This is a genomic window from Chthonomonas sp. (assembly GCF_035294505.1).
Lineage (GTDB): Bacteria > Armatimonadota > Chthonomonadetes > Chthonomonadales > Chthonomonadaceae > Chthonomonas.
This window is the reverse complement of record NZ_DATGKU010000137.1, coordinates 1-2762: the sequence shown is the minus strand read 5'-3', so window position 1 is coordinate 2762 and position 2762 is coordinate 1. Positions and strand designations below refer to the sequence as shown.

Here is a 2762-nt window from a genome sequence, read left to right as displayed (position 1 = left end):
GGAGGATCTGAAGTTTCAAATCCTCAAATATTTGTTCTCCGTCGCCTCGCGCCCATACTGGTCGCGCCAGCGAGGCTCAAAGATCCGCGCTTAGTGGAGGCTAGCGACTCTCGCCGGTTTGCGAGAGGAGCACATACTATTCTCTACTTTTCCCTGTACCATGCCACCTTGAAAAATGCAAGTCTGGCAGGCATTGGGGACGCCTGTGGAGCGGATCTGTTGCGGTTTTTTTTGTGTCGTATAGACAAACGATGATGCGCAATCATGTCACCCTGGGCCATGCCGGCCATCCTGAATTATGTCTATTATCCTGGGCCTTGTATGTTACTCTGAGCGCAGATATGTCATCCTGAGCTGTTGCCATTCCACTGACCGCCGGTGCCGTTGGTAAATGTATGTTACCCTGAGCAGCGTGAGCCGTAGCCCTGAGGCACGAAGGGGAAGGATCCCGCCCGAGCGAAGCAAGGGCGTGGCACGGAGCCTGACCGATGGGGCGCCCCGCAGGAGGCACGCGCCCGTCCTGACGGCGGGAGGATCCTTCGCTCGCGCTCAGGATGACATTCCTGGTTCAGAATGGTATATAGTTCACAATGACATTCCTGGTTCAGGATGACGAGGCCGGGCTTGATCGATACCATTCATTATCGTGCGGCTGCGCAGTGGGAGAGATTCGTGGCGGATCGGTGAGCGTCATTAAATGCACACAAAAAAAGAAGAACCCCCATACGATGACGGGAGTTCTTCTCTATGTCATTTAGACATAGATTCTAAGACGATGTTTAAAACCTTGTAAACCATTTCCTGTGAAGAACCTTCCATATCATGGACGTCCTTCCAAAAAATGGACCGACCCACGGGCAATTTGATGTCATTTTGCCGCCTTCCGCCACTCCCTTCTTCACACCAGCATACTCTGACAATCGAGTAGCAGGGTGCGTAAGTATGGGGTTGCGGTAGCATCCCCTCGTAGGTTAGATAAAACGTAGAGCCTTGCGATGGGCTTGCCGAGTTTTCCCATGGGCTTGCCAGAGCGGGCTCGCGTAAAGTTTCGCAGAAAGTTTCAAGGCGGCCCAACAAGCATTCCCGGCAAACAACAGTGTGGTCACCGATGCCCACCAACTGGCCGCACCCTCTTCTGCGGAGCTCCCCAACCATTAAGACTTGATAAGGAATGTATTGCTTCTGCCCAGGATCCGAGAACGTGAGGGCCAGGATGGTCCCTTCCCTGGTCCTAGACAATGCGAGATAGTAGCAGTAAACATTTTCTTGCGTCACGTCTTTCTCCTTTCAAATCAACCAGAAAGGAGAAAGCACGAGCTCCTGCCGTCCTACTCCAGTCTCGTATGCACCTCCTTTCTGGCTTTACAAAACAAAAAACAACTACTGTTTGCCAGTGCTTTCCATGTCAGTAGCGCGCGCAACGCAGCAGCTTGCTGACGATTTTGCCTCGCTAGCGAATACTCGCTTGCAAGGCGTGGGGCGAGGAAATCTGTTCCTCGGCACTGTCCCCACTGCGATCATTGGCGTTTGCAACACCGGCTGATCGCATGCCCCGCCTCTGGTGTCCGGGTTGGCGGCGTCCCCGGGAACGCGCGAGCATTGGCTCAAGCGCATTCAAAATCAATCAATACATTGTTTATACTTGATAGGGTCTTGGTGGGCAAGGAGGAGGTGGGGACAAATGGGGGATTTTAAGTGTGGACCTGCGCGATGATGAACGGTAACAATCAAGATTGGGAATGGGGGAAATAATGGGACGGGGTAGGGACGCCGCGCCGCCCCCGGGGGCAGCGTTCGGTGAAGCGCCTGCGGCGCAAGTCCGCCCCTTTGGGATGACGACCATGTACCCCATTATCGAACCGCTCGGCTTGCTGTAGGGACGCCGCGCCGCCCCCGGGGGCAACGTTCGGTGAAGCGCCTGCGGCGCAAGTCCGCGTCGTTCGGGTCGCATATCCCCCATCATCCCTCTCAATGGTGAGCATCCACCGGGGGCCGGGGCGGACTTGCGCCGCGAACAGGTCTCGCCACCTTACACCCGGGGGCGGCGCGGCGTCCCTACTCTGTCACGGCATCGGGGGGCGGCGTGGGTCGAGGATGGAGCGTGAGGTCGTCATGGTGACGTAGCGCGCTTGAGTTGCCAGCGGACCGGGTTGGTCGCGATGTAGTGGCGCTTTTGATCCATCATGCGCTCATGACGGATTATGCAGTCATAGAAGCCTTGCTGCCAGGCAAAATCAGCGGCAACTCTACGAATGCGAGTGGTGGCTGTTTCTTTGAAAGCGTCAACGATATGGCTCAGCGTCGGCCTGGGTTTGTTCTCCCCCTGTCGGCAGCGTGTCTCTTCGGTCAGGGTGATAAGGCCATGCACGTGATTGGGCATCACGATAAATTGATCTAATTCCAGGCCGGGGAATCGCTCTGGCAGCGAGAGCCAGACGAGTTGGACAATCTTCCCGATGGTGTTGAGGTGCATGATCTCGTCGCTGATAGTTCCGAACCAGAGTTTGCGATTTTTGGTGCAGATGGTAACGAAGTAACTGCCAGGCTGGCTGTAATCGTAGCCGCGCAAGCGCAGGCGTTTGCGTGTGGGCCATCGTTTGGGATTCTGAGACGGAGTTGCCATTAATGATCCTCCTCCACGTTGTTCCTGACGAGATGAATGCCTTCCTGATCGACAGATGGCAATGTGGGGAGGATATCACAGCAATGGCAGAGACACAAGGAGTCCTGCCGGCAGCAACGACGCAACAGACTCTCCATCC

The 2762-nt window shown here is 55.6% G+C and carries 1 protein-coding gene; it reads right to left on the bottom strand.

Annotation, left to right across the window (positions count from 1 at the left end):
* Nucleotides 1-2110 precede the first annotated feature (2110 nt).
* Nucleotides 2111-2623, bottom strand: a complete 513-nt coding sequence (locus VKV18_RS07990) for a transposase (RefSeq protein WP_324203683.1) — start codon at nucleotides 2621-2623, stop codon at nucleotides 2111-2113.
* Nucleotides 2624-2762 lie beyond the last annotated feature (139 nt).